A 25,906-nucleotide genomic window follows, 5' to 3' on the forward strand; every position below is an offset into this window, starting at 1 on the left:
CGCAACTGCAAGATTTAGGATTACAATGGCCCCCGAATCCTGATTTTACTGGCAAATACTATTGATTTATAACAATAAACGCCAAATTTGATCCTTTGGGGGAGATTATGGAAATGAACGCCGTTCTGCAGTTTCTTGATGCTGAAAGAAACGAAGAAGAAGGCGCAGAGAGCATCCGCGTGCGGATCCGGAAGGTGATCCAGGAGCTCGGGTTCGACTATTTCACGCTTGTCCGGCAGCCCGGTCCGGAGAGCCAGGCGTCCGATATCATGCTTGAAGGGCAGTGGCCGAAAGGCTGGCCCGACGTCTATGTGAAGCGGAAATACGCAGCCATCGATCCGATAGTGAGATATCTCGGTCACAGCCAGCGCGGCTATCGCTGGAGTGAGCCGATCGAGGCTTTCAAGCAGGATCCGCATCACAAGCGCATTGACCGCATGATGGCCGATGCGCGCCGTCACGGGCTTGAGGACGGCTATGTTTTTCCCGTCCACGGGCGGCGTGGCCTGGTCGGGGTGCTGACGGTTGCCGGCCGTCCGGTCGAGCTGTCCCCGTCGGAAATGGCGATGATGGACGCACTGGCCAAGAAGGCGTTCTGGGAGCTTCTCGAGGCGCTCGATCCTGGCGCGCATGAACGGATCAGCCGGCCTGTGAGCATGCCGCTGACCCGCCGCGAGATGGAAACGCTGGAATATCTCGGTTACGGCATGACATCCAACGAGATGGGCGCGACGCTCGGCCTTTCGGCGCACACGGTTGATTGGTACATGAATGGCATCCAGGACAAATTGCAGGCCAAAAACCGCCATCATGTGGTGGCGATCGCATTCAGGCTTGGTCTGATCTCCTGATTTGCACTGCAGCAAAACAGACGCTAATGATTGCGGGCAGGGCTCGTTCTGATCCTGTTTCTTTCGCCCAAACCCGGGAGCCTGTCCGTGCCGATTTCCAAAATTCTTGTCGCCAACCGTTCGGAAATTGCCATTCGCGTGTTTCGCGCAGCCAACGAGCTGGGCATGAAAACAGTCGCGATCTGGGCAGAGGAAGACAAGCTTTCACTGCACCGGTTCAAGGCCGACGAATCCTACCAGGTTGGCCGCGGCCCGCATCTTGAGCGCGATCTCGGCCCGATCGAAAGCTACCTTTCGATCGAGGAAGTGATCCGGGTGGCAAAGCTGTCGGGCGCGGATGCGATCCATCCGGGCTATGGCCTGCTGTCGGAAAGCCCGGAATTTGCCGATGCCTGCGCGGAAAACGGCATCATCTTCATCGGCCCGAAGCCCGACACGATGCGGCGGCTGGGCAACAAGGTGGCTGCGCGCAACCTTGCCATCGAGATCGGCGTTCCGGTGGTTCCGGCAACCGATCCGCTGCCCGACGACATGGATGTCGTGGCGCGAATGGCCGAGGAAATCGGCTATCCGATCATGCTCAAAGCCTCCTGGGGTGGTGGCGGCCGCGGCATGCGCGCCATCCGCGACCCGAAGGACCTGGCCCGCGAAGTGACCGAAGCCAAGCGCGAGGCGATGGCCGCCTTCGGCAAGGACGAGGTCTATCTCGAGAAACTGGTCGAGCGGGCGCGCCATGTCGAAAGCCAGATCCTTGGCGACACCCACGGCAATGCCGTGCACCTGTTCGAGCGCGATTGCTCGGTGCAGCGCCGCAACCAGAAAGTCGTCGAGCGTGCGCCGGCTCCCTACCTGAGCGAAGAACAGCGCCAGGAACTGGCGACCTATTCACTGAAGATCGCCAATGCCACCGGCTATGTCGGTGCCGGCACGGTCGAGTATCTGATGGATATCGACACCGGTGCGTTCTACTTCATCGAGGTCAATCCGCGCATCCAGGTCGAGCATACGGTGACCGAGGAGGTCACCGGCATCGACATCGTCAAGGCGCAGATCCACATTCTGGAAGGCGAAGTCATCGGCACCCCGGCGTCGGGCGTTCCGGCGCAGGCCGATATCCGGCTCAACGGCCATGCACTGCAGTGCCGCATCACCACGGAAGATCCCGAGCAGAACTTCATTCCCGACTACGGCCGGATCACCGCCTATCGTGGCGCCACCGGTTTTGGCATCCGGCTGGATGGCGGCACGGCCTATTCCGGCGCGGTGATCACGCGGTTTTACGATCCGCTGCTGGAGAAGGTTACCGCCTGGGCGCCGACGCCCGAAGAAACGATCCGCCGGATGGACCGGGCACTGCGCGAATTCCGTATCCGCGGCGTGGCCACGAACCTGACCTTCCTGGAAGCGATCATCGGCCACCCCGAGTTTCGCAACAACACCTATACGACGCGGTTCATCGACACCACGCCGGAACTGTTCGAGCAGGTCAAGCGCCAGGACCGCGCCACCAAGCTTCTGACCTACCTGGCCGATGTGACCGTCAACGGCCATCCCGAGACCAAGGGCCGGCCGCTGCCCATCGCGGAAGCCGCACCGCCGCGGGTGCCCCATGTCGAAGGCGAAGTCCGGCCCGGAACGCGGCAGCTGCTCGACGAGCTCGGCCCGAAAGGCTTCGCCGGCTGGATGCGGGAGCAAAAACGCGTCCTGATCACCGACACGACAATGCGCGACGGGCACCAGTCGCTGCTCGCCACCCGCATGCGCACGCATGATATCGCGGCCGTGGCCGGCGCCTATGCACGGGCGCTGCCGGATCTGCTGTCGCTGGAATGCTGGGGCGGCGCCACCTTCGACGTGTCGATGCGGTTTCTGACCGAGGATCCGTGGGAGCGGCTCGACATGGTGCGCCAGCGTGCGCCCAACCTGCTGCTCCAGATGCTGCTGCGCGGCGCCAATGGCGTCGGCTACAAGAATTATCCCGACAATGTGGTCAGGCATTTCGTGCGTCAGGCGGCGCAGGGCGGAATTGACCTGTTCCGGGTGTTCGACTGCCTCAACTGGGTCGAGAACATGCGCGTGTCGATGGATGCGGTTTGCGAGGAGAACAAGCTCTGCGAAGCGACCATCTGTTACACCGGTGATATTCTGAACTCGGCGCGACCGAAATATGATCTGAAATACTACACCGGGCTTGCAGCCGAGCTTGAGAAGGCTGGCGCGCATATCATCGCGGTCAAGGACATGGCCGGGCTGCTGAAGCCGGCTGCGGCGCAGCAATTGTTCAAGGCCTTGCGCGAGGCGACCGATCTGCCGATCCATTTCCACACACACGATACGTCCGGCATTTCGGCTGCGACGGTGCTGGCGGCAATCGACAGCGGTGTCGATGCCGTGGACGCGGCGATGGACGCACTTTCAGGCAACACCTCGCAGCCATGCCTGGGTTCGATTGTCGAAGCGCTGAAGGGACACGAACGCGATTCCGGTCTCGATACCGACTGGATCCGCCGGATTTCGTTTTACTGGGAAGCCGTGCGCAACCAGTATGCGGCGTTTGAAAGCGATCTGAAAGGACCGGCCTCGGAAGTCTACCTGCACGAGATGCCGGGCGGCCAGTTCACCAACCTGAAGGAACAGGCCCGCTCGCTGGGACTGGAGACCCGCTGGCACGAGGTGGCGCAGGCCTATGCCGACGCCAACCAGATGTTCGGCGATATCGTCAAGGTGACGCCCTCATCGAAGGTGGTCGGCGACATGGCGCTGATGATGGTCAGCCAGGATCTGAGCGTCGCCGATGTCGAGAATCCGGACAAGGATGTGTCGTTCCCCGAATCGGTGGTCTCGATGATGCGCGGCGATCTCGGCCAGCCGCCGGCCGGTTGGCCCAAGGCGCTGCAGAGCAAGGTGCTCAAGGGCGAGGAAGCCTATACCGCGCGTCCGGGTTCGCTGTTGCCGGACGCCGATCTTGAAGCCGAGCGGGCCGAGATCGAAGCCAAGCTCGAGCGCAAGGTCAGCGAGAACGAATTTGCGTCCTACCTGATGTATCCGAAAGTGTTCACCGATTTCGCGCTTGCGACGGAAACCTACGGACCGGTCTCGATGCTGCCGACACCGGCCTATTTCTACGGAATTCCGGTCGGCGGCGAACTCTTCGTCGAGATCGAGAAGGGCAAGACGCTGGTCGTGCAGAACCTGGCCCAGGGTGAACCCGACGACAAGGGCATGGTGACCGTGTTCTTCGAACTCAATGGCCAGCCGAGGCGGGTCAAGGTGCCGGACCGGGCGCATGGCGCATCGGGTTCGGCCGCTCGTCGCAAGGCCGAAGTTGGCAATGATGCGCATGTTGCAGCCCCGATGCCCGGCGTGATCTCGACGGTTGCGGTTGCGGCAGGCCAGGAAGTCACCGCGGGCGATGTGCTGGTGTCGATCGAAGCCATGAAAATGGAAACGGCGATTCATGCCGAGCGCGACGGGGTGCTGGCCGAAGTTCTGGTCAAGACCGGCGACCAGATCGACGCCAAGGATCTGCTGATCGTCTACGCCTGAGGCGCCCACCCACGCCTGATCCGCCGCTGTGTTCGGCGGCGGATCGGTCACAACAGTCCATAATATGATAAAATGCTGTTTGATCTGCTTGCGCTCGGCGGATTGATTTCGCATTGTCGCAGCGATTGTGCCGAAGAGGGACAATGACCAGGGTGCTGCCGGCTGGCTGCACCAGGAAAATTCAGTCAAGAAGGGTTCCCATGCTCGCTGCCGTACCGCTGATGATCGTACCGCTGATTGCGTATAACCTGGTCCTGATCGGGCTGATTGGCGGCGGCGTTGCCGGGCTTGGATCGACGATCACCTCGCTGTCGATGATGTCGGGCGCCACCTGGACGATGAGCCTTGGAGACCTGCTGATCGTGGTCTCGCTGGTGCTTTTGTTCATCGAGGTGCTGAAGGCCACGCGCACCGGTTCATGGTCGGTGATCGATCACATGCTGTCGATGTTCGTGTTCGTGGCGTTCCTGGTCGAGTTCCTGCTGGTGCGCGATGCCGCCACGCACGTGTTCTTCATTTTGATGGTGATTGCGCTGGTTGATGTGATCGCCGGGTTCTCCGTCTCGATCCGTTCGGCGGGCCGGGACGTTTCGATCGGGCTGTAACCCGGCGACCGCAATTCCGGTCAGGCTGGCTCAGCCCGCGTCGGGCGTGAAGCCAGCGCCCTCGATGCCGGCAATTGCCGCTTTCTCGTCATTGTCCGAGGTGTCGCCGGTGATGCCGACCGCGCCGATGATGGCGCCCTTGCGGTCCTTGATCAGCACGCCGCCGGGGACGGCCACGATCTTGCCGCCTGAGACAGCCGAGAGACCTTCCAGAAAGTGCGGGCGGGTCTCAGCCTGGGCATTGAGCCAGCGCGATCCGACACCCACGGCCAGCGCGCCGTACGCCTTGCCGCTGGCAATCTCGAAGCGCATCATTGATGCCCCGTCCTGTCGCTGGAAGGCTTTGACGTGGCCGCCGGCATCGAGCACCACCACGGCAAGTGGCTTGAGGCCGAGTTCCTTGCCCGTTGCGAGTGCTGTGGTGATGATCTTGAGTGCTTTGGCCAGGGGAAGATCGGTCATCGGGAAAGCCTTTCGGGTCAGTATCAGAAACAGATCGCACGCTTATAGGCCGTGAACCGGGCCTTGCGCCACTGACCTGGCCGGAATGGACGGAGGAAAGCTGTTTCGCCTGAATGGAAACAATGCGCAGCGATTATACGCGCCAGGTCAAAGACAAGGCGGAGTTGATGCCCTTGCCGCAGGACGTCCGGGGTGTCCCGGTCAGCTGTCGATGGAGTTGATCTTGTCCTGGAGCTGCTTGAGCTGGGTCTTGAGATCATCGATATCCTTGGACGTGTCCGACTTTTTCGGCGCTTCCTCGGACTGGGTCGAATGGGCGAGCGCGAAGGGCGAAAACATCTGCATCGCCTTCTGGAACATTTCGGTGTTGCGGCGGACCTGCTCTTCGACCAGCTGGATCGGCAACTGGATGTTGCGCGCCACCGGATTGTCGCCGAAGGCCTTGGTGATCTGCTCGCGGACCTGTTCCTGCTGTTCGGTCAGGGCCGACATCGAGTGTTCGAGGTAGCTCGGAACCACCATCTGCAACTGGTCGCCATAGACCGAGATCAGCTGCCTCAGGAAGGAAACAGGCAGCAATGTGTTGCCGGTCTTGGATTCCTGTTCGAAGATGATCTGGGTCAGAACCGAATGGGTGATGTCGTCACCGCTCTTGGCGTCGAGCACGACGAAATCCTCGCCCTTCTTGACCATGACCGCGAGGTCATCGAGCGTCACATAGGTGCTCGTGCCCGTATTATACAAGCGGCGATTGGCGTATTTCTTGATCGTGATGGTGCCGCTGTTCTTCGCCATATTCGCTCTCCTCAAAGGTCTCCCCAGACCTGAAACTCGCCTTGTTGACCCAGACTGTAGGCGAAAAAGGTTGATAAAGACAATTCCTTTGTGCGATGCGGCGAAGGCAGCGGCAATTCATCAGACTATGGTCCTGATTAAACCGATTGCATGCAAAATTCGACGTTCAGGCATTTGACATGAACTTCAAGCTCCGTCACGGTCTGAGCAACTCCTCACAATCACATGACAGGGAAAATCCATCATGAGTTCAATCGTTATCGCCAGTGCCGCCCGCACCCCGGTCGGGTCTTTCAACGGTGCTCTGTCCTCCGTTGCAGCGCATGATCTGGGCGCGGTTGCCATCAAGGCCGCGCTTGAGCGCGCCGGTGTTGCACCGCAAGAAGTCGACGAAGTCATTCTCGGCCAGATCCTGACTGCCGGCCAGGGCCAGGGCCCGGCGCGGCAGGCAGCGATGGCAGCCGGTATCCCGCAGGAAGCCACCGCCTGGGGCCTCAACCAGCTCTGCGGTTCGGGTCTGCGCGCGGTCGCGCTCGGCATGCAGCAGATCGCCATGGGCGACGCCAACATCATCGTTGCAGGCGGCCAGGAATCCATGTCGATGGCGCCGCATGCGATGCATTTGCGCAATGGCGTGAAGATGGGCCCGGCCGGCATGGTCGACACGATGATGCTCGATGCGCTGACCGACGCCTTCTACAATTACCTGATGGGCAACACCGCCGAGAACGTTGCCAAGAAGTGGCAGCTGTCGCGCGAAGAGCAGGATGCGTTTGCTGTCAATTCGCAGAACAAGGCGGAAGCCGCGCAGAAGGCCGGCAAGTTCAAGGACGAGATCGCCGCCGTGACGATCAAGGGCCGCAAGGGCGACACGGTCGTCGAGGAAGACGAATACATCAAGCATGGCGTGACCATCGAAGGCATCGCCAAGCTGCGTCCTGCCTTTGACAAGGAAGGCACAGTGACTGCCGCCAATGCGTCGGGCATCAACGACGGTGCTGCCGCAACGGTGCTGATGAGCGAAGCCGAGGCCTCCAAGCGCGGCATCACCCCGATGGCGCGGATTGCCTCTTGGGCAACGGCCGGCGTTGATCCGCAGATCATGGGCACAGGCCCGATCCCGGCTTCGCGCAAGGCGCTGGAAAAAGCCGGCTGGAGCGTTGGCGATCTCGACCTGGTGGAAGCCAACGAGGCGTTCGCGGCACAGGCCTGTGCGGTCAACAAGGAGATGGGCTGGGATCCGGTGATCGTCAACGTCAATGGCGGCGCGATTGCCATCGGTCACCCGGTCGGCGCATCGGGTGCGCGTATTCTCAACACGCTGTTGTTCGAGATGGTTCGCCGCGACGCCAAGAAGGGTCTTGCGACGCTGTGCATCGGCGGCGGCATGGGTGTTGCGCTCTGCGTCGAGCGCGGCTGATCGGCGAGTAGTATTCAACCGGGAGAAACAGCATGAGCAAAGTGGCTATTGTGACTGGAGGGTCACGAGGGATCGGGGCAGCGATTTCGATCGCGTTGAAGGCGGCCGGATATACGGTCGCTGCCAACTATGCCGGCAATGACGAGGCGGCGGCGAAGTTCACCGCCGAGACCGGCATCAAGACCTACAAATGGTCGGTTGCCGATTATGATGCCTGTGTTGCCGGTATTGCCCAGGTCGAGGCCGATCTCGGTCCTGTCGCCGTGCTGGTCAACAATGCCGGCATCACCCGCGACGGCATGTTCCACAAGATGACGCCGCAGATGTGGAACGAGGTGATCAACACCAACCTCACCGGGCTGTTCAACATGACCAACCCGATCTGGGGCGGGATGCGCGAGCGCAAGTTCGGCCGTGTGATCAACATCTCCTCGATCAATGGCCAGAAGGGTCAGGCCGGGCAGGTCAACTATTCGGCCGCCAAGGCGGGCGATATCGGCTTTACCAAGGCTCTGGCCCAGGAAGGCGCACGTGCAGGCATTACCGTCAATGCGATCTGCCCGGGTTATATCGGCACCGACATGGTCAAGGCCATCGACGAGAAGGTGCTCAAGGAACGCATCATCCCGCAAATTCCGGTCGGTCGTCTCGGCGAGCCCGAGGAGATTGCCCGTTGCGTGGTGTTCCTGGCTGCCGATGATGCCGGTTTCATCACCGGGTCGACCATTTCTGCCAATGGCGGTCAGTATTTCAGCTGACGGTTCCGGTTGTGAACGAAAATTGCGCCCGGCGGGAAACTGCCGGGCGTTTTGCTTGGTGCGCCCTTGCCGGTTCCGGGGCGCGTCTGGCGGTCAGCAGCAATCTCCGCCAGAATCGGCGCTCCCGGTGGTGAAAGACATGCCGGGATCTTGAGGGATCTCGTTCAGGGAGAAGGCGGCAATGGCCGATTACACGCTTTATTATTGGCCCATCCAGTTTCGCGGGCAGTTCGTCCGCGCCGTTCTTGCCCATGCCGGTTGCACGTGGGAAGAGGCTGGATACGAGAAGACGCTGGCGCAAAGGGCTTCAGAGCCTGACAAGCAGCTGATCGCGCATATGGGACCGCCTGTCCTGACCGATCACAGCCGCAACATTCACCTTTCGCAGATGCCTGCAATTCTGGCCTACCTTGGAGACAAGCACGGGCTCATAAGCGCCGATCCGGTGATGAAAGCCATGTGTCTCAAGCTGGTTTGCGATGCCAATGACGTGCTCTACGAGATGACCCGCTACAACGGGGCGCAGATGTGGACGGAGGCGTCCTGGCGAGTATTCCAGCCCAGGCTTCACCGCTGGATGGAAATTTTCGCGGAGACAGGCCGGCGCAACGGGCTGACCGCGTCCGCGGGCTTCATGCTGGGGGGCGATGCTCCCGGTCTCGCAGATATCGTGACAGCAACGCTGTGGGGCACCATGACCGCAAAGCTCCCGCCGCTCAGGCCGGTGCTCGACGGGCATGCGCCGGCAATTGCAGGTCTGTCGGACCGGATCGCAACACTCGCCTGCCAAAGTGATCTCAGGGCCAGAAGCGACACCGAGTTCGGGGACGCATGGTGCGGCGGTCAGATCGAGGCGTCGCTCCGGGCGGTGCTGTAGCCGGGAAGGTGCAGCAGAGGCCGATTGGTTAACAAAACCGGCTGTCAACCCGGCAATTCAGGCCTCGCGTCGCGGCCGGATAGACCGCACTGCGCGCCGCAACACAAGATCTGGTATGGAACAAACCGGGAAATCCGGCATGAGGCTGATTCGTCGCCGATTCGTTCCGCCGCTGTTCCGGAAGTTAACAAAACTAAGAAAATGCCACCAAGCGCGTTAACGAAGTGTTTGGAATATTTAACGAAATCTGAACGACGTGAAGGCGACCAAAAAGTCCGCAATGGTTGCTCCGCGGAATTGCGGCCTGGCGGAAAAGGTTAATCTTGGCCGCGATCCGCGTCTATAACGCGATCCCGGGCGTCGCGAAATAGTGGCAGGACCACTGCCGAAAATCCATATGTTGTGGTGAACAAAAGGCCAACAAGGCCAGGTCAGTGATTCGTCGCCGATTCGTTCCGCGGCTGTTCCAAAGGTTAACCGGATCGTTCAAATATCGGAAAAACGATTAACGAAGTGTTTGGAATTATTACCAAATCCTTAAAATTCACGACTGCGTGCAGTGCGCCAGACCGGCGTGGAATTCAAAGGTTAACGCTGGTGCTCCAATCGCAGCCATCTGTCCTCCGGGCGATTCAGCATGTGGTGGCGCGATTGCCCTGATGGGGCAGATATTGCGGTGAACAAAAGCGGAATCAGGGGGAGTCATTGATTCGTCGCTGATTCGTTCCGCCACTGTTCCAATGGTTAAAATGCCAGCTATCGGACTCTTTGAGATTAGCCACTGTTTCGCCTTCCGTGATGTGTTAGTAACACCCGACTTGATCTGAATACGGACGACATGCCCGCTTTCCCCAGCCATCCCCCGAAACCATTGATCCTGTCCGGACGCGGCGTCACAGCCGTGCTGGGTCCGACCAATACCGGCAAGACCCATTTCGCAATCGAGCGAATGGCTGCGCATTCGTCCGGGGTGATCGGGCTGCCGCTGAGGCTGCTGGCGCGCGAAGTCTATGGCCGCATGGTCGAGAAGGTCGGCGTGAGCCATGTGTCGCTGATCACCGGCGAGGAAAAGATCACGCCGCCCGGCGCGCGCTACTCGGTCTGCACCGTGGAAGCGATGCCGCAGGAAACCAACGCCGCCTTCGTTGCCATCGATGAAGTGCAGATCGCCGGCGATCTCGAGCGCGGGCATGTGTTTACCGACCGGATCCTGTCGCTGCGTGGCCGGGAAGAGACCCTGCTGCTTGGATCGGCCACGGTGCGCGGAATCCTGGAGCAGTTGCTGCCCGGCATTACCATCGTCGAACGTCCGCGCCTGTCGGAATTGCATTATGCCGGATCGAAGAAGATCACCCGGCTGCCGCGGCGCTCGGCCATCGTGGCGTTCTCGGCGGACGAGGTCTATGCGATTGCCGAGCTGGTGCGGCGTCAGCGCGGCGGCGCCGCGGTGGTGCTCGGTGCCCTGAGCCCGCGCACCCGCAATGCCCAGGTCGAGCTTTACCAGAACGGCGACGTCGATTACCTGGTGGCCACCGACGCCATCGGCATGGGGCTCAATCTCGATGTCGACCATGTGGCCTTTGCCCAGGACCGCAAATTTGACGGCTATTCCTACCGGCAGCTGACGGCGTCCGAGTTCGGCCAGATTGCCGGCCGTGCCGGCCGGCATCTGCGCGACGGCACCTTCGGCGTCACCGGGCAGGTTCAACCTCTGCCCGAGGAGCTGGTGCAGCGGCTTGAAACGCACGTGTTCGAGCCGGTCAAGATCCTGCAATGGCGCTCGAAACAGCTGGATTTTTCTTCTCTGAAGGCGCTGCAGGCAAGTCTCGAGCAAATCCCGTCGGTGCAGGGGCTGACCCGCGCGGTGCCGGCGGTGGATCAGCGTGCGCTCGAGCACCTGGTCAATGATTTCGAGGTGCGGGATCTGGCCAGCACTCCGAAGAATGTCGCCACGCTGTGGGACGTTTGCTCGCTGCCCGATTACCGGCGGATCGCGCCGGCGCAACATTCCGACCTGATCGCCACGATCTACCGCGACCTGATCCGCACCGGGTCGGTGAACGAGGATTTTCTGGCCGAACAGGTGCGTAGAACCGACTCCACGGATGGAGAAATCGACACCTTGTCGGCCCGGATTTCACAAATCCGGACCTGGACATATGTATCAAACAGACCTGAATGGCTTGCCGATCCGACACACTGGCAGGAAAAGACGCGCGAAATTGAGGACCGATTGTCCGATGCGTTGCATGAAAGGTTGACGAAACGCTTTGTTGACCGCAGGACATCTGTGCTCATGAGGCGCCTGAGAGAGAACGCGATGCTCGAAGCTGAAATCAGTGTAAACGGTGATGTCTTTGTTGAAGGTCACCATATTGGACAATTAGCCGGATTCCGTTTCATGGCGGATGCGTCGGCGGACGGGCCGGATGCCAAGGCCGTGCTCGCTGCTGCGCAGAAGGCACTGGGGCTGGAGTTCGAAGCGCGGGCGGCACGCCTGCATGCTTCAGGCAATTCCGACTTTGCCATCGGCGCGGACGGAACCGTGCGCTGGCTGGGCGATCCTGTTGCCAAGCTGGCGAGCGGCGATCACATTCTCAAGCCGCGCACCATCCTGCTGGCCGACGATCAACTGACCGGGACCGCGCGCGAATTCGTTGCCGCCCGGATAGACCGGTTCGTCAATCATCATATCGCCACCGTGCTCAAGCCGCTCGACGACCTGACACGGGCGGAGGATCTTGACGGTCTGGCCCGCGGCCTGGCTTTCAGGCTGGCCGAGAATCTCGGTGTCCTGTTCCGCCGTGACGTGGCCGAGATGATCAAGGATCTCGACCAGTCGGCACGCGCATCCTTGCGCAAATACGGCATCCGTTTCGGCGCCTATCACATTTTCATGCCGGCGTTGCTGAAGCCGGCTCCGGCCGAACTGGTGACGTTGTTGTGGGCGCTGGCCAATGACGGGTTCTCCAAGCCCGGCTATGGCGATGTGACGCCGCTGCTGGCCGCCGGCCGTACGTCGGTTGCCACCGATCCCGAGATCGACCGCGAGTTCTATCGCCTCGCCGGTTTCCGGTTTCTTGGCAAGCGCGCGGTGCGCATCGACATTCTCGAGCGGCTGGCCGATCTGATCCGGCCGGCGCTGCAGTGGAAGCCGGGTTCGCAAGGTGCACGCCCGGAAGCCGCCTATGATGGCCGCCGGTTCATCACCACGACCGGAATGCTTTCCATTCTCGGCGCCACGCAGGACGACATCGAGGAAATCCTCAAGGGGCTGGGCTACCGCGCCGACGCGGTTCCGGCTGAAGAAGCACAAAGCCACCTCGCCGCACTCGATTCGGCGCAGGCGGAAGCCGCGGGAGCAAATGGCGCCGGACCGGTGGTCGAGGTCGTTGTCTCACGCACGGCTGCCGATCGCCCGCACAAGCAGGCAACGCCCGATGGCGAACAGCCTGCCGCTGCCGAACCCGCCGCAGAGGCAACTGCGGACACTCCGGCCGAAACCGCTGGAGCGGCTGAAACGCCGGCATCGGGCGAAGAGGCTGCTGTTCAGCCGGCCGAAGTTGCCAGCGAGTCCGTCACGGACAAGGCAGACGCAACTGCTGCGGAAGCAACCCCTGCAGGCGACGCGCCAAAGGCGGAAGCCGAAGAAGAAGCCGAAGCGCCACGTCCGGTCTTGCTGTGGCGGCCGGGTGGCCGTCAGGACGGACAGCGCGGACCGCGCAATGCGCCCGGTGAAGGCCGTGGCCGGCGCGAGGGTGGAAACCGCAATGCCCGTTCCGGCGACAAGCCGGAAGGCGAAGCCGCTGCGGACGGTGAAGGCCGGCCCAACAGGGGACACCGCGGAAAGCCCGGTCACCAGGGCAAGGGCGGCCCCGGCAGGGGCGGCCCGGGCAAGGGTGGACAGGGCAAGGGCGGTGACGCCAATCGCGGCGGGCGCAACGACAGGCCGCAACGCAAGGAGAAGCCGATCGATCCGGATTCACCTTTCGCAGCCCTGGCAGCCTTGCGTGACCAGCTGAAAAAATAGGTGCGGATCCGGTGGAGCAGGCGGCGCGGCAGCGGATAGACAAATGGCTGTTTTTCGCGCGCATCATCAAATCCAGAACCCTGGCCGGGAAGTTTGCGGCCGGGGGCAATGTGCGGATCAACAGCGAGAAGATCGACCAGGCGAGTGTTCTGGTAAAGCCCGGCGACGTGCTGACGATCACGCTGGAGCGGCGTATCCTGGTGCTGCGGGTGCTTGGCTGCGGGCAGCGCCGCGGTCCGGCACCCGAAGCGCAACTGCTTTACGAGGATATTTCGCCCAAGCCGGCCGCAGCGGGCGAGGCGGAACCCGTTGCCGCGCAGCGCGAGCCGGGTTCAGGCCGCCCGACCAAGCGGGACAGGCGAAAAATAGATCAGTTTCGCAATCCGGATGATGACGCATGAAAATCCCTTGACCCTTGATGTCGGGGAGAAGCTCATTCGCAAATCGGGCCGGTGGGAGCGAGGTTTGTTCACCGGCGCTTTGCTGCGGCGCTTTGCCAACATCTGATGTCTTGCAATACGGCGTCAAAGCCGGTACCTCACCGCCGTTGATAGCTACAGTGCGAGCTTCGTTCCGACGATCGCGATATTCACTGTAACGCTCTGGAAATGATGCATTTGCGGGCAGCCGGACCCAAGCCGACCGAGCCTGTATGCAAGGAGCCTCAGGAGAGACGTATGACCTATGTGGTGACTGACAACTGCATTCGCTGCAAATATATGGATTGCGTTGAAGTTTGCCCGGTGGATTGTTTCTACGAGGGCGAGAACATGCTGGTCATTCATCCCGATGAATGCATCGACTGCGGTGTGTGCGAGCCTGAGTGCCCGGCCGAAGCGATCAAGCCGGACACCGAGCCGGGGCTTGAGAAGTGGCTTGAGGTCAACACTGAATTTGCCGACAAATGGCCCAATATCACCATCAAGCGGGATGCGCCTGCCGACGCAAAGGAATTTGACGGCAAGGAAGGCAAGTTCGAGCAATACTTCTCGCCCGAGCCCGGCGAAGGCGATTGATCGCCCAAACCAGTCAGTGATATTGCTGCAATGCGGTGATTTGGCCTGTGCGCCGCCGCATGGTTAACCAAATCGTAACATGTTTTGCCGCGGGCTGTTCAGCCGTTCGCGCAAATCATTGATTTACACCATTTTTTGTGATACATATCTTATTACTGACATCTTCAAGGCGCCGCCAGGGCGAAACAAGAAGCAAAAAACGGAAGCAAACGTCCCTTACAGCGGTGGCCCTTTCCTTGCAGTGCAAAGCTGTCGGATTGCCATATTCCGCGCGGTGATCGGCTGCGATTTTTGACTTGTCTTGCTCTTGATAGCGTTGTCAGTGCGATGGGCCTGCCGGCCGTCGCAGGACCGGTCCGGGCAAGCCATGCCCGGCTCCCAGTGTCCGTTTCCGTAACAGGGAGTTTTGAAAACGCATGACAACCCAGCAGAAAAAGCCTTCACAGAGACAGGGTTTCAAGACCGGTGAATCGATCGTCTATCCAGCCCACGGCGTTGGACAGATCGTTGCAATCGAAGAACAGGAAGTTGCAGGCCACAAGCTTGAATTGTTTGTGATCGATTTCGAAAAGGACAAGATGCGCCTCAAGGTGCCGGTCGCCAAGGCATCGACAATCGGCATGCGCAAACTGTCGGAAACAGATTTTGTCGAGCGCGCGCTGAAAGTTGTTCAGGGCCGTGCCCGGGTCAAGCGGACCATGTGGTCGCGCCGTGCGCAGGAATATGATGCGAAGATCAACTCCGGCGATCTGATTTCGATCGCGGAAGTGGTTCGCGATCTTTACCGCGCTGAAAACCAGCCCGAGCAGTCCTATTCGGAGCGCCAGCTTTATGAAGCGGCTCTTGACCGGATGGCTCGCGAACTCGGTGCCGTCAACAAGATGTCCGACACCGAAGCCGTGCGCCTGATCGAGGTCAACCTCAACAAGGGGCCGAAGCGCGGCAAGGCCAATGACGAGGACGGCGCACAGGAAGAGGCTGCCTGAGCCACTCCTCCTTCCGTCTTGGAAATCAAGCCCGGGCTGCCCCAAGCGCCCGGGCTTTTTGATTCCTGCATGCGCTGCCCGCCGGTTTTTTCCGAGCACTGCTGCCCTGTTGAGGCGATGTAACCAGCCTGGGCAATGAACATATCCGAAGTACGCAGCCTGGTATTCTGCGGGAATGCTGACCGGAAAGAGTCCCGGCAGTGATGCAACAAGACCGCGCAGAGCATTGGCAAAAAACAACTGTAATCTGTTTGCCGATATTTCGGTTGTGGCTCTCCCCGGTCAGAAATGATGGAACCATTTGTCTTCAAATGTGTTTCCCCAAGGGCGTTGTACTTTCGCGTCCGGGTGTTCCTGATCACACTTATTTCATCAGGCTTGATGATCCATTCAGCTCTCGCCCACGTAGAGTCAGATGATCAGTCGAAAAGACCGGAGGGTGTCATGACAGCGATTTCCGCAAACAGACAGATGGTGCGTGCTGCGATGGCTGCTCCGTACCTTGAACGGCAACAGGAACACGATCTGGCCGTGCGCTGGAAAGACAACAAGGATCAGGACGCGCTGCACCAGATCACCATGGCGCATATGCGGCTGGTGATTTCGATGGCGGCCAAGTTCCGCAATTTCGGCCTGCCGATGAACGACCTGATCCAGGAAGGCCATGTCGGACTGCTCGAATCCGCCGCCCGGTTTGACCCGGAACGGGAGGTCCGGTTTTCAACCTACGCCACCTGGTGGATCCGGGCTTCGATCCAGGACTACGTGCTGCGGAACTGGTCCATCGTGCGCGGCGGAACGAGTTCGACCCAGAAAGCACTGTTTTTCAACTTGCGGCGGCTCCGCGCGCGGCTTGCCCAGGATGAGCCATCGCTTCCCGAAAGCGCCATCCATTCCCAGATCGCGACCACGCTCGGCGTGCGTGCCAAGGATGTCGAGGTGATGAACGCGCGATTGTCGGGATCGGATTCATCGCTGAATGCGCCGATGTCGAATGGCGAAGACGGCGCCTCGTCCGACCGGATGGATTTTCTCAAGAGCGATGAGCCGCTGCCCGACGAGCAGGTTTCGACCATCATCGACGAGGAACGCCGCAACATCTGGCTCGATGATGCGCTCAACACGCTCAATCCGCGCGAGCTTCGGATTATCCGCCAGCGGCGGCTGAGCGAGGATGGAGCGACGCTCGAAGCGCTTGGATCGGAACTCGGCATTTCCAAGGAGCGGGTACGTCAGATCGAAAACCGTGCGCTGGAAAAGCTCAAAGCGGTGCTGACGACCGAGACGCCTGAAATCGCAGGCCTCTGAAGGTTTCGGGAGTTCTTTCGGCGAGAGAGCTTTTGCCGCCGGATTACCGGTCGGTGACGATCTTGACCTTTTGTCCCGGTGACAGGACAGATGTCGACGAGACCGCATTGAGCAGCTTGAACAGCTCGAGTTTGCGCTCCACACCCGTCATCTTCGCGGCGAGCGACGCCACCGTATCGCCAGGGGCGACGGTGACAATCCTGATCCGCAGGGGCTGCAGGTCCCTGATTTCACGGGCGGACATCTTGCGGAAGCCGGCCCTGACGACCGAAGCAGCCGGTTCGAGCTTGTCGCTGCCGCTCGGAGCCGCGGTCAGGAACCGGTAAATCCGGTCTTTCAACCTGATCACGGTGATATCGAAGTCCCAGCGGTCGGCACTGGCGCGTGCGGTTGCGGCCGGCAAGCCGTCAACGCGGGTCTGCCTGATGGTGGACGGATCAAGACCGGTGACCCAGCCGCTGGCAATATAATCCGTCATTGATTGCCTGCTGTTGTCGGTCACGCCGTCAAAGCGGATCGCCAGATCTCCGGGGCCCGTCGCCATGACCGCATCGGCGTTGTTGTCTATGCGGAATCCTGCCGGCACCCGGAATTTCACGCCCAGAACCGGATGGAGGAATTCGGTGCCGCGGACATATCCCTCGTTTGGACTGTCGCCAAACAGCAACCCGTCGATGCCATCGAGATAATAGTCGCGGCCGCGGTCTCCAACGCCTTCCTGACCGAATGCTCTCGCATGGTTCTTTGCCAGCTGGATCCGCTGCGGTGGGTTGGGGTGGCTGGCAAGAAAGTCGAGGCTTGAATCCGCGTCGGGGTCGACCGAGTTGAAATGCTGGTTGGCATTCATGGATTCGAGGAACCGGGCTGCCGCATAGGGGTCATATCCTGCCTCGCCGAGCATTCTGACGCCGATGACATCGGCCTGCAGTTCCTGGTTGCGGGAGAAGGCGGCCAGGGACAGCTTGCCGCGGGCAACGGCGCGGCGGCCGGCGATGGAATTGGCGAACAATTCCTCGGCCACCTGTCCGGCAAGTTCGACTTCCTGTTCGCGCCGCTGGCGCTCCAGTCCGTGGTTGGCGGTGACATGGGCCATTTCATGCGACAGCACGGCGGCCACTTCCGACGCGTCATTGGCGAGTGCGAGCAGGCCGCGGGTGACGTAGAGATAGCCACCGGGCAGGGCAAAGGCGTTGACGGCGGGCGAGTTGAGCACGGTGATCCGGTAGGCCTGGCTTGGATTTTCCGAAACGAGCGTCAATGCGCCGACGATGCGGGCAACCAGCCGTTCGGTCTTGGCATCGCGGAACTCGCCGCCATAGCTGGCGATGATTCGCGGGTGCTCGTTGGCGCCAATGCGGGTGCGTGGGTCGGAAGCACCGGCCTTTTCCGCCGTCTGCGGGGTGTCGGACGGCCTGACGCTGGGCTGATAGACATCAACCCCGAGCGTCTGGCAGCCAAACAGCAACAGGCTGCCCGTCATCACCAGAGCGAGGCGAAGCTTGTTGCCGATCAGCGGGTTCGTTTTTGTGTGGGGCGCAGCGATCTTGGCCATGGTCCGGATTGTTGTTTGGTCATCTTGATGCCGGGACGGAAGCTGAAAATCTCACAAGCCGGAACTCAGGCTCAGGTCTATCCCAATTTGCGCCGCTTCTCCAGTGGCAAACACTCGCGTCGAAATTGTGGCGTCGCCTCACTCTTCGGCGCTGCCCCCAAGGTATGCCGCCAGATCCGGCAGATCGTGGCGTTGGAAAAAGCCTGCTGCGGGTGCATCGGCGGCAATCCGGCCTTTGGCTATGAACAGGATCTGATCGGCTGCATTGCGGGCCTCGTCGGGGTCGTGCGTGACCATCAGCACGGTTGCGCCGACTTCTGCGCGCAGTTCGAGCATCAGGCCAAGCATGTCGGCGGCGAGGCCGGGGCCGAGGCCATCAAACGGCTCGTCGAGCAACAGCAGAGGACGGCGGCGGGCAAAGGCGCGGGCGAGCGCCACGCGCTGCCGTTCGCCACCGGACAGGGTGGCGGGCATGCGCTTTCCAAAGCCTGCAAGGCCAACCCGTTCGAGCGCCATCTCGACCCGTGCCCAGCCGGCCTTGTCCAGCCGCAGCGAAGGATCGATGCCAAGCCCGATATTGGTGCGGATATCGAGATGGGCAAACAGGTTGTTGTCCTGAAACACCATCGAGATGCCGCGACCGGATGGCTCAAGCCCGGTGACATCCCTGCCATCAAGCAGGATCCGGCCGGCGTCCGGATTCAGGAAACCTGCGGCGAGATTGAGCAGTGTTGATTTGCCGGCGCCGGAAGGCCCGAGAATGGCGGTCACGGTCCCGGCCTCCCGCCGGAAGGAAAATTCGGTGCTGAGATTGCCGATGCCATAGACAACGCCGTCAAACACAATTGCAGGTTCATGTGTCATCGTTGTCCGCTTCCGTTCCGGTTGCCGAGCCTGTCGGCCAATAGCATGAGCCCCATGGTCAACCCTCCGAGCAGCAGCGCCAGTCCGGCGGCGTCGCTGGTCCGGTAGCTTCCCAGTTTCTGGTACAAAAGCCAGGGCAGGGTCATGATCCGATCGCTGCCAAACAGCGCAATGGCACCCAGATCCCCCAGCGACAGTGCCACGGCGAAGACGAAGCCGGTCGCCAGCGCCGGCAGCATGGCCGGAATGTCGATCTGCCAGAGCCGGTTGATGCCGGCAAGGCCGAGCGACACGGCCAGCCTTCCGTTGCGGTCCATGGTGCTTGAATGCGCAGGCTCGATCACCCGCATGACGAATGGCAGCGCCATCAGCGCGTTGACCAGAATGATCACCGCCAGGGGCGCGAGCAATTGCCCCGTGCCGCCGCCAAGCATGAGGAACCATCCGGCGCCGAGAACGACGGGTGGGACAAGAAGCGTCAGCGATCCGGCCGCACCCGACAATCCCGCCAGCAAGCCCATCATGGGTGAGCGGGGCGGGGTGTCGGCCGAATAGCGGGCCCGCACCAACAGGCTGGCAAGCAGGACCGACAGGGACGCGGCGGCGACACCGATCAGCAGGCTGGTTGCCGTGGCGCGCCAGAACAGGCTGTCGCCAAGCAGGCGGGAGATATCGGCGTTCAATCCGGAAACGATCACGGCGATCATCGGTGCGCCAACGAAAAAACCACCCAGGCCGATCAGCATCGCATCCGGGACGGCATGCAGGCCGCCTCTTGCATCCGGTCGGTTCGTGGCGCCGCCCTTGGTGTCTCCGGTATCGGTGGGAACCGAGATCAGCCTGAGCGCCAGCATCACCACCAGGGTCAGGCCGACCTGCACGAGCGAGAGCAGCACTGCCCGGCCCGGATTGAAATCAAAGCGCAGCGCCTGATAGATCGCGACTTCCAGCGTGGTTGCCGCCGGTCCGCCGCCGAGCACCAGCACGAGGGTGAAGGATGTGGCGCAGAGCATGAACACCAGTCCGGCAGCGCCCGCCGCGGCGCGGCGCATGGCCGGCCATTCGACAAGGCGGAACAGGGAAAGGCCGCCGATGCCGAGATTGGCGGCGGTCTTCCAGTATTCCGGCGGCAGGCGTTCGATCGTGGGCAGGATCAGCCGGACGGCAAGCGGCAGGTTGAAGAACACGTGGGCGATGAGAATGCCGCTGAGGCCGTAGATGGAAAACGGGGTTTCGACACCAAGAACGGACAGGCCCTTGTTGGCGATGCCATTGCGGCCCCAGATCTCGATCAGCCCGAGGGCGGCCACCAGGGGCGGCAATCCAAGCGGTACGGCAAACAGGTTGATCAGCCAGCGCCGCCCCGGAAAGACGGGGCGGCGGGCAAGGGAGCGGGCCAGAGGCACCGCGAAAGCCACGCTGAGAAGGGTCGAGAGACCCGCCTGCAGCAGGGTGAAGCGGGTGATGCGGAGTAGGTAATCGCCCTGACCCGATGACAATCCGGCCCCACCGCCGTGAGACACGAGAACCGCCACCGGCACCGCCAACGCCAGGCCGACGCACAGCAGAGCGGCAATGCCTGCCATTCGTGATGTGCGGTGCTCGGCCCGGGTCAGCATGGCAAGGGGATCAGCGGCTCATGGCGCCAAGCCATTCCTCGATCCAGGCAGCACGGTTCTCCGCCACTTCCTCAGGCGAGTAGAGGAACGTCTTTTCCGGCGAGACCAGTGTGGCGAAAGCTTCCGGGAGCTCCATGGTGATTTCAGCGGCCGGCATCATCCAGTTGTTGGTGGGAATCTCGTTCTGGAAGCCCGGGGTCATCATGAAGCCCAGGAACTGACGTGCCAGATCCTTGTCCGGTGCGTTGGCGAGCAGGCCTGCGACCTCGATCTGCAGGTAATGGCCTTCGGAGAATTCGGCTGCCTGGTAGCGGTTCGTCTCCTCGGCGACCATGTGGTAGGCGGGCGAGGTGGTGTAGGAGAGAACCATCGGCGCTTCGCCCGAGGTGAACAGGCCATAGGCTTCCGACCAGCCCGGCGTGACGGTCAGGACGCGCTTGGAGAGCTTTTCCCAGGCCGCGGCGGCGTCATCGCCATAGACCGATTTCATCCACAGCAGCAGGCCCAGGCCCGGCGTCGAGGTGCGCGGATCCTGAATGACGATCTTCTGGTCCGGGTCGCCTTCGACCAGGTCCTTGAGGCTTGCTGGCGGAGTGGCGATGGTCTCGGTGTCATAGATCACGGCGAAATGGCCGTAGTCATAGGGAATGAACACCTCGTCGCTGAAGCCGCCGGGAACGGAAACCGCGTCTGTTGACAGGCCATGGTCTTCAAACAGGCCGGTGGCCTTGGCTTCGGCAACCAGGTTCGTGTCCAGTCCGAGCACGATGCCTGCCTCGGCCTTGTCACCTTCGAGCTTGAGGCGGTTCAAGAGTGCGACGCCATCGGCAACGCCGACCCATTTGAGATCGCAGCCGCACTCGGCTTCAAAGGCTTTCTCGATCTTCGGGCCGGGACCCCATTCGGCAATGAAGCTTTCATAGGTGTAGACCGTCAATGTCTTGTCGGCACTGATGGCGGGCGTGGCGAAGAAGGGAAAAAGAGCTGCCAGTGCAGCAGGGACAAATCTGTAATTGCGCATTGGATCGCGCCTCCTTTGGTTCAGAAAAAACAGGAATAGGCGCGATGTGCACGTCTAATCCCTCCGCCGGTACAAACCGGATCAGGTTCTTCGGGTTGACCATCTGGTCTCTCAGCATGGCAGACGCCAGGCACCCCGTTAGAGCGAGACAAGACATAGAATTTCTTCCAGACGCTGGCAAGTGCGCGCAAAGCTGCTATTGGCTTGCGCCATGAGTTCACATTCCACTTTTGCAATCCTGCTGGGCGGGGCGCTCGAGATTGACGACCGGGTTCTGGCACTGACCGGGGGCGCGCGGGCGATTGCTGCCGATGGCGGCATGGCGCACGCGCAAGCGCTCGGGATGACGCCCGAATTGTGGGTGGGCGATTTCGATTCAACTTCCCCTGATCTGACCACACGGCATGCGGCTATCCCGCGGCTGCCGTTCCCTGCGGAAAAGAACTTCACCGACGGCGAACTGGCCATCGAACAGGCGATCGAGCGTGGCGCCACCCGGCTGATCCTGGTCGGCTCCTTTGGCGGTGCGCGCACCGACCATGCGCTGTCGCACCTGCTGCAGGCCGTTACGCTTGCCGAACGGGGACTGGATGTGGTGCTGACCTCCGGCGTGGAGGAGGCGGTTCCGCTGCTGCCCGGATCGCGCGATCTCGATCTTCCCGCCGGGTCGCTGTTTTCGGTTGTTGCATTCACGGCGCTGAACGGGCTCAGCCTGTCGGGGGCGAAGTATCCGCTCGACAATGCCGATATTGCATTTGGCGCGTCACGCACCATCTCGAATGTGGCCGAGGGGCGTCTGACCGCCAGCCTTGTGTCCGGACGCGCCCTCATCGTCGCCCGCCCTCATGATTTTTCCGGAGCCTGAGCATGGCGCCTCCCATTCTGAAACTTGACGACATCACGCTTTCCTTTGGAGGGACGCCACTGCTTGACGGGGCGGAGTTGCAGGTGGAACCGGGCGACCGGATCTGCCTTGTCGGTCGCAACGGTTCGGGCAAGTCGACACTGCTGAAGATCGCCGCCGGACAGGTTGAGCCACAATCGGGCGAGGTTTTCAGGCATCCGTCCTCGACCATCCGCTACCTGCCGCAGGCACCTGACTTCGAAGGCTTTTCGACGGTTCAGGCCTATGCGGAAGCGGGGCTTGGCCCGAGCGACGATCCGCACAGGGTCAGTTATCTTCTCGAGCATCTCGGCCTTGACGGGGAAGCCGATCCGCAGACGCTTTCGGGCGGCGAGGCCCGCCGGGCGGCGCTTGCGCGGGTGCTGGCGCCGGAGCCGGATATCCTGCTTCTGGACGAGCCGACCAACCATCTCGACCTGCCAACCATCGAGTGGCTGGAAGAGGAACTCACGCGCAGCCGCGGTGCGCTGCTGGTGATTTCGCATGACCGGCGGTTTCTTGAACGGGTCAGTCGGGCCACCGTCTGGCTCGACCGTGGCCGGTCGCTCAGGCTTGATCGTGGGTTTGCGCATTTCGAGGCCTGGCGGGATTCCGTACTGGAAGCCGAAGAGCTGGAGCAGCACAAGCTCGGGCGGCAGATCGAGCGCGAGGAGCACTGGCTGCGCTATGGCGTGACGGCACGGCGCAAGCGCAACATGCGGCGGCTGTCGGATCTCAAGACCATGCGGGCCGAGCATCGCGGTCACAAGGGTCCGCAGGGGCGGATCAATGCACAGGTTGCCGAGAGCCGCGATTCGGGCAAGCTGGTGATAGAAGCGGAAGGCATCTCGAAGAGCTATGGCGATGCGCCGGCAGTGGTGCGCGATTTCTCGATGCGGATCAATCGCGGTGACTGCATCGGTATTGTCGGCCCCAACGGCGCGGGCAAGACGACGCTTCTGAAAATGCTGATCGGCGAACTTGAAACCGACACCGGCTTTGTCCGGCACGGATCGAAGCTTGACATCGCGGTTCTGGACCAGCGCCGCGAAGTGCTCAATCCGGACGAAACACTGGCGCATTATCTCACCGACGGGCGTGGCGACAGCCTGATCGTCAATGGCGAAGCCAAGCATGTCACCGGCTACATGAAGGATTTCCTGTTCCAGCCGGAGCAGGCACGGACCCCGATCCGCAACCTGTCGGGCGGCGAGAAGGCGCGGCTGGTGCTGGCGCGGATCCTGTCGCGGCCTTCCAACCTGCTGATCCTCGATGAGCCGACCAACGATCTCGACATGGAGACGCTGGACCTGCTGCAGGAAGTTGTCGCCTCCTATCCGGGAACCGTGATCCTGGTCAGCCATGACCGTGATTTTCTCGACCGGACGGTCACATCGACCCTGGCGCCGGCGAATCCGTCGCAACCGGACGGGCGATGGATCGCCTATGCCGGCGGATATTCCGACATGCTGACGCAACGCGGCACGGAGGCGCGGGAGAAAAAGGCCCGGGCGGCACAGGAGGCCGGCAACACGGCTTCGGCGCCCAAATCCCAGGCGGCCAACCGGGATTCATCGCGCAAGCTTTCCTACAAGCAGAAATTTGCGCTGGAGTCGCTTCCCGGCAAGATCGAGGAAGCGCAGGCCAAGCTCGCGAAAATCGAGGCGGAAATGGCTGATCCGGCGCTGTTTGCCAAGGACCCGGACGGGTTTGCGGCGCGCGCCAAGACCCATGATGCGCTCAGGAGCGAGATCGAGGCGATGGAAGGCGAATGGATGGAACTCGAGATCCTGCGAGAGGAAATCGAGGGCAGCTGACAAGAAAGTTGCGCTCAGCGGAGGCCGCTTGAGCGCAACATGCATTCACCAGCGCAGGGGCTGATGTTTCAATCGGCCTTTGTGACCGAAGCGATGACGAACGTATGCAGTTCGTCCGCACCGTGATCGCGGATCGAGATGTATTCCCCGGTCTTGAAGACGTGGTTGGAGAGCCGGAAACCGGTTTCGTCATCACTTTCGTCGGCGGGGTCATAGTCGAATACCCAGCCGCCTTTCGGATGATGGACGAGATAGCCCAACTCGGAGCGTTCACCATCCCAGAAGCGCACAACGGTTGCCGATGACGGATCCTTTTCCCAGGCTTCCTTGTCGAGATGACCGTCCTTATCCAGCGGTGCATGGATGTCATAGCCGCGATGGACATTGCCATCGGGGAATTCCTTGTTGCGGGCCATGACCAGATGAATGTGGTAAAGCGTCATGTCATTCTCCAATTGATGCGATGCGCAGGTCACGATCATCCTGTCCCGCCGTTGCGGGCGTTGCCTTGATCTGGCGCAAACTGCTGACTTTGCACACACTGCCGATCTCGCGAACGGGTTGCGTCACGCGCCCGAGTGTGGTGTTGAAGACGGTATGGAACCAAGCCGCCGGAAATGTGGTGCATGGAGGAAATATGCAGTTTGAAGGCACATCCGCCTATGTCGCGGAAAAGGATCTCACCGTTGCGGTCAACGCGGCGATCCGGCTCGAGCGGCCGCTCCTGGTCAAGGGCGAGCCCGGCACCGGCAAGACGGAACTTGCCGTGCAGATCGCCAAGGCGCTGGGACTGGAGCTGATCGAATGGTCGGTGAAATCCACCACCAAAGCACAACAGGGGCTCTACGAATACGATGCCGTCAGCCGTCTGCGCGACAGCCAGCTTGGCGACGAGCGCGTCAATGATGTGGCCAACTACATCCGCCGCGGCAAGCTGTGGGAAGCCTTTGCGTCCGAGAAGAAAACGGTGCTGCTGATCGACGAGATCGACAAGGCGGATATCGAGTTCCCGAACGACCTGCTGCAGGAACTCGACCGGATGGAGTTCTATGTCTACGAGACCGGCGAGACAATCCGGGCCAAGCAGCGGCCGATTGTCATCATCACCTCGAACAACGAGAAGGAACTGCCCGATGCGTTCCTTCGCCGCTGTTTCTTCCATTACATCCGCTTTCCCGACATGGAGACGCTGCAACGCATTGTCGATGTGCATTACCCGGGCATCAAGCAGACCCTGGTCAGGGAGGCCCTGGCCCAGTTCTACGAGATCCGCGAGACGGCGGGGCTGAAAAAGAAGCCTTCGACATCCGAGGCTCTCGACTGGATCCGGCTTCTGGTGGCTGATGACGTGGAGCCGGAAACGCTTCGCGGAGACGCCAAGAATGCGCTGCCGAAACTGCACGGGGCGCTTTTGAAAAACGAGCAGGATGTGCACCTGTTCGAGCGGCTGGCGTTTTTGGCCCGGCAGCGCGGAAATTAGTTAGATCTGGTAATTA

21 protein-coding genes and 1 riboswitch are annotated in these 25,906 nt (G+C 61.3%); of the genes, 14 read left to right on the forward strand and 7 right to left on the reverse strand.

Features of this window, described 5'->3' with window-relative positions; genetic code table 11:
* Positions 1 to 113: 113 nt before the first annotated feature.
* The 3 genes from WNY80_RS05940 to WNY80_RS05950 all read left to right on the forward strand — a co-directional run bounded on the left by WNY80_RS05940 (position 114) and on the right by WNY80_RS05950 (position 5,002).
* Positions 114 to 851: an autoinducer binding domain-containing protein gene (locus WNY80_RS05940; RefSeq protein ID WP_342886441.1), complete on the forward strand. Its 738-nt coding sequence runs from the start codon at positions 114 to 116 to the stop codon at positions 849 to 851.
* Between the two features lie 87 nt (positions 852 to 938).
* Entirely contained in the window at positions 939 to 4,397 is a 3,459-nt protein-coding gene (gene pyc / locus WNY80_RS05945; protein WP_342886442.1) for a pyruvate carboxylase, read from the forward strand.
* Positions 4,398 to 4,597: 200 nt separating this feature from the next.
* On the forward strand, positions 4,598 to 5,002 hold the full coding sequence (locus tag WNY80_RS05950) for a hypothetical protein (protein ID WP_342886443.1): 405 nt from the start codon (positions 4,598 to 4,600) through the stop codon (positions 5,000 to 5,002).
* Between the two features lie 30 nt (positions 5,003 to 5,032).
* Here WNY80_RS05950 and WNY80_RS05955 read toward each other — a convergent pair whose 3' ends face one another.
* Entirely contained in the window at positions 5,033 to 5,464 is a 432-nt protein-coding gene (locus tag WNY80_RS05955; RefSeq protein ID WP_342886444.1) for a heme-binding protein, read from the reverse strand.
* A gap of 201 nt (positions 5,465 to 5,665) precedes the next feature.
* Positions 5,666 to 6,259: a polyhydroxyalkanoate synthesis repressor PhaR gene (gene phaR, locus WNY80_RS05960; protein ID WP_342886445.1), complete on the reverse strand. Its 594-nt coding sequence runs from the start codon at positions 6,257 to 6,259 to the stop codon at positions 5,666 to 5,668.
* 244 nt (positions 6,260 to 6,503) lie between these two features.
* On the opposite strand from phaR, the gene WNY80_RS05965 reads away from it, so the two are divergent.
* The 8 genes from WNY80_RS05965 to WNY80_RS06000 all read left to right on the forward strand — a co-directional run bounded on the left by WNY80_RS05965 (position 6,504) and on the right by WNY80_RS06000 (position 16,654).
* The gene (locus tag WNY80_RS05965) at positions 6,504 to 7,679 is read left to right on the forward strand and encodes an acetyl-CoA C-acetyltransferase (RefSeq protein ID WP_342886446.1); all 1,176 of its coding nucleotides are present in this window, start codon (positions 6,504 to 6,506) and stop codon (positions 7,677 to 7,679) included.
* Positions 7,680 to 7,711: 32 nt separating this feature from the next.
* Complete coding sequence (phbB, locus tag WNY80_RS05970; protein ID WP_342886447.1) at positions 7,712 to 8,437, forward strand: acetoacetyl-CoA reductase; 726 nt, start codon at positions 7,712 to 7,714, stop codon at positions 8,435 to 8,437.
* A 181-nt stretch (positions 8,438 to 8,618) separates the two neighbouring features.
* Positions 8,619 to 9,314: a glutathione S-transferase gene (locus WNY80_RS05975; RefSeq protein ID WP_342886448.1), complete on the forward strand. Its 696-nt coding sequence runs from the start codon at positions 8,619 to 8,621 to the stop codon at positions 9,312 to 9,314.
* 838 nt (positions 9,315 to 10,152) lie between these two features.
* Positions 10,153 to 13,344 carry a helicase-related protein gene (locus tag WNY80_RS05980; RefSeq protein WP_342886449.1) on the forward strand — a complete coding sequence of 1,064 codons (3,192 nt, stop codon included), beginning with the start codon at positions 10,153 to 10,155 and terminating at the stop codon, positions 13,342 to 13,344.
* An 11-nt stretch (positions 13,345 to 13,355) separates the two neighbouring features.
* Positions 13,356 to 13,745, forward strand: a complete 390-nt coding sequence (locus tag WNY80_RS05985) for an RNA-binding S4 domain-containing protein (protein ID WP_342886450.1) — start codon at positions 13,356 to 13,358, stop codon at positions 13,743 to 13,745.
* Positions 13,746 to 14,021: 276 nt separating this feature from the next.
* Entirely contained in the window at positions 14,022 to 14,360 is a 339-nt protein-coding gene (gene fdxA, locus WNY80_RS05990; RefSeq protein WP_342886451.1) for a ferredoxin FdxA, read from the forward strand.
* Positions 14,361 to 14,776: 416 nt separating this feature from the next.
* A complete protein-coding gene (locus WNY80_RS05995) occupies positions 14,777 to 15,346 on the forward strand; it encodes a CarD family transcriptional regulator (RefSeq protein WP_269388360.1) in 570 nt (189 codons plus the stop codon).
* 444 nt (positions 15,347 to 15,790) lie between these two features.
* A complete protein-coding gene (locus tag WNY80_RS06000; RefSeq protein ID WP_342886452.1) occupies positions 15,791 to 16,654 on the forward strand; it encodes an RNA polymerase factor sigma-32 in 864 nt (287 codons plus the stop codon).
* A gap of 43 nt (positions 16,655 to 16,697) precedes the next feature.
* Here the strand turns inward: WNY80_RS06000 and WNY80_RS06005 are convergent, their stop codons facing one another.
* The 4 genes from WNY80_RS06005 to thiB form a co-directional block, all read right to left on the reverse strand.
* Positions 16,698 to 18,134 (reverse strand): M48 family metalloprotease, encoded by a 1,437-nt coding sequence (locus WNY80_RS06005; RefSeq protein WP_342886929.1) that lies wholly within the window; start codon positions 18,132 to 18,134, stop codon positions 16,698 to 16,700.
* A 210-nt stretch (positions 18,135 to 18,344) separates the two neighbouring features.
* A complete protein-coding gene (locus tag WNY80_RS06010) occupies positions 18,345 to 19,070 on the reverse strand; it encodes an ATP-binding cassette domain-containing protein (protein WP_342886453.1) in 726 nt (241 codons plus the stop codon).
* Positions 19,067 to 20,656: a thiamine/thiamine pyrophosphate ABC transporter permease ThiP gene (locus tag WNY80_RS06015; protein WP_342886454.1), complete on the reverse strand. Its 1,590-nt coding sequence runs from the start codon at positions 20,654 to 20,656 to the stop codon at positions 19,067 to 19,069. The genes WNY80_RS06010 and WNY80_RS06015 overlap by 4 nt, the downstream gene beginning before the upstream one ends.
* A 43-nt stretch (positions 20,657 to 20,699) precedes the next feature.
* Positions 20,700 to 21,710, reverse strand: a complete 1,011-nt coding sequence (gene thiB, locus WNY80_RS06020; protein WP_342886455.1) for a thiamine ABC transporter substrate binding subunit — start codon at positions 21,708 to 21,710, stop codon at positions 20,700 to 20,702.
* 41 nt (positions 21,711 to 21,751) lie between these two features.
* A riboswitch (TPP riboswitch) is annotated at positions 21,752 to 21,858 on the reverse strand.
* Between the two features lie 63 nt (positions 21,859 to 21,921).
* Between thiB and WNY80_RS06025 the strand changes: the two genes are divergently transcribed.
* The gene (locus WNY80_RS06025) at positions 21,922 to 22,575 is read left to right on the forward strand and encodes a thiamine diphosphokinase (protein ID WP_342886456.1); all 654 of its coding nucleotides are present in this window, start codon (positions 21,922 to 21,924) and stop codon (positions 22,573 to 22,575) included.
* Between the two features lie 2 nt (positions 22,576 to 22,577).
* Entirely contained in the window at positions 22,578 to 24,410 is a 1,833-nt protein-coding gene (locus WNY80_RS06030; RefSeq protein WP_342886457.1) for an ABC-F family ATP-binding cassette domain-containing protein, read from the forward strand.
* Positions 24,411 to 24,478: 68 nt separating this feature from the next.
* On the opposite strand, the gene WNY80_RS06035 is transcribed toward WNY80_RS06030, so the two are convergent.
* The gene (locus tag WNY80_RS06035; protein ID WP_342886458.1) at positions 24,479 to 24,853 is read right to left on the reverse strand and encodes a hypothetical protein; all 375 of its coding nucleotides are present in this window, start codon (positions 24,851 to 24,853) and stop codon (positions 24,479 to 24,481) included.
* 194 nt (positions 24,854 to 25,047) lie between these two features.
* On the opposite strand from WNY80_RS06035, the gene WNY80_RS06040 reads away from it, so the two are divergent.
* Positions 25,048 to 25,890, forward strand: coding sequence for a MoxR family ATPase (locus tag WNY80_RS06040; protein WP_342886459.1), 843 nt, complete (start codon positions 25,048 to 25,050; stop codon positions 25,888 to 25,890).
* The last annotated feature ends 16 nt before the right edge of the window (positions 25,891 to 25,906 follow it).

Source organism: Hoeflea sp. AS16 (genome assembly GCF_038900095.1).
Classification (GTDB): domain Bacteria; phylum Pseudomonadota; class Alphaproteobacteria; order Rhizobiales; family Rhizobiaceae; genus Hoeflea.